Genomic DNA, 1,338 nt, shown 5'->3' with positions numbered 1-1,338 from the left:
CCGGCGGACTCCCCGGCATCGCCCGCGTCGGGCGGCTCGGTGGCGTCGGCGTGGTCGGACTGACCGGCACGCCGTCGATCGGTCCCCGAGAGGGCGGAGCCTGCGCGGCTCCGCCTTCCCCCATGCCCGCCGGACGACCGGCGTCCGAAGACCGATGGCCCTTCCTCCGTCGAACGCGCTTGGCCAGGATGGAGGTGCGGGGCGGCCGCGAAAGAGGTGGGGATCATGGAATCGGTGCTTCTCGACACTCCGGACGGGATCACGGCGCGGCTGGGGTGGGATCCCAAGACGAACGAGCACGATCGCAAGCGCGTGCTCGCGAAAGAGATCGTCGCGGCGCAGCTCGGCGTCGACCCGAAGGATGTGCGGGTCGAGCGGCAGGCTCCGCGCACATTCGGGTTCCACACGCAGCTGATCGCCGAAGTCGGTGGCGCGGAGGTGCCGCTGAAGATCCGCAACGTCAGCTTCCGTGCTGCGACCGTCGTGGCGGTGGCCGATCCGGCAGTGCCTCTCGGCATCGATCTGCGCGACACGCATCCCGACGAGGCCGAGCTGCATCACATGAAGCGCCATTCGCACCTGCTCGAGGAGCATGACCTGGGCAAGCTCCTCGCGCACTGGACGCGCGTACAGGCCGTGCGCGACGCCGACGGGCGTGCGAGCCGCGTGGCCGGCGACCACGTGCGCCTGAACAGCCCGCTCACCAAGGGCTGGATTCCGGACCGCCGCGTGCAGTACGACCTCGCCGACCTCTCGCGCGACGGCTGGATCATCACGCTCGCCTACGGCGCTACGCCCGCCTGAGGCCTGTCCCTCGCCGTCGCGAGATCAGGAGATTTCGCCGGGGTAGGACGAATCCGGCCGAAACGTCCTGCGCTCGCGAGATCACCTGATCTGGTGACGGGGCGGCGGGGGAGCCGACGAATGCCTCGGACCGACGGATGCTCGGGCCGCCGGATGCCTCGGGCTCGGCATCCGTCGCTCGCCGTCGTGAGATCAGGTGATTTCGCCGGGGTAGGACGAATCCGGCTGAAACGTCCTGCGCTCGCGAGATCACCTGATCTGGTGACGGGTGCGGCGAGCGGGCCGACGGATGCCTCGGCACGAGGCATCACGATCGTCACTCCTCGACGAGCTCGGGCAGGGCGGCCTTCAGCTCGGCGATCCACGCGCGGGCGTTGCCGTCGGAGGGCGCCCGCCAGTCGCCGCGCGGCGACAGCGAGCCCGCGGGCGAGACCTTCGGCCCGTTCGGGATCGCGGAGCGCTTGAACTGGGCGAACGCGAAGTAGCGCTGCAGGAACACCTGCAGCCACTTCACGACCGTCGGGAGGTCGTACG

General features: G+C 70.3%; 1 protein-coding gene and 1 pseudogene. One reads left to right on the top strand and one right to left on the bottom strand.

What is annotated here, in order from left to right:
* The first annotated feature begins 225 nt into the window (after positions 1–225).
* On the top strand, positions 226–804 hold the full coding sequence (locus EIO58_RS18070; RefSeq protein ID WP_127820571.1) for a hypothetical protein: 579 nt from the start codon (positions 226–228) through the stop codon (positions 802–804).
* Between the two features lie 316 nt (positions 805–1,120).
* On the opposite strand, the pseudogene nadE reads toward EIO58_RS18070, so the two are convergent.
* Positions 1,121–1,338, bottom strand: a pseudogene (gene nadE, locus EIO58_RS18065) (NAD(+) synthase); the annotation flags it as partial.

The sequence above is a fragment of the Microbacterium sp. CPCC 204701 genome, from assembly GCF_004010105.1.
In the GTDB taxonomy this organism is placed as follows: Bacteria; Actinomycetota; Actinomycetes; order Actinomycetales; family Microbacteriaceae; genus Microbacterium.
Note: the sequence above shows the minus strand (reverse complement) of the source record. Positions and strands in the feature narration are given on the sequence as shown.

Coding starts and splice junctions, on each gene's coding strand:
- EIO58_RS18070 (WP_127820571.1), top strand. CDS start 226: ATGGAATCGGTGCTTCTCGACACTCCGGACGGGATCACGGCGCGGCTG.